The organism is Cryobacterium sp. 10I1 (assembly GCF_035019805.1).
Classification (GTDB): domain Bacteria; phylum Actinomycetota; class Actinomycetes; order Actinomycetales; family Microbacteriaceae; genus Cryobacterium; species Cryobacterium glucosi.
In genome coordinates, this window is sequence record NZ_JASJVF010000675.1 from 1 (window position 1) to 244 (window position 244).

Consider the following 244-nt stretch of genomic DNA (forward strand, 5'->3'; position numbering starts at 1 on the left):
GGGCCGGTGTGCCGGTGACGACGGACTTGATCCGGGGCATGGTCGCGCAGTGGCAGGCGGCCCTGGACCCCGACGGGATACTGCCCCAGGAGGACCTTTTCGAGGCGAAATCCAACATCGGCTTCGGCCAGTTGAAGAACGGCTTGTATCCGGTGAAGGGTGGGGTGACGCCGGAACTGTTCGGGATCATGAACACGATGTTCGACGCCTTCCTCAGCTTCCACGCCCGGCCCGCGTTCCCCAC

General features: G+C 64.8%; 1 pseudogene. It reads left to right on the top strand.

Annotation, left to right across the window (positions count from 1 at the left end):
• Positions 1–38: 38 nt before the first annotated feature.
• Positions 39–244: pseudogene (locus tag QN345_RS20290) on the top strand (hypothetical protein); the annotation flags it as partial.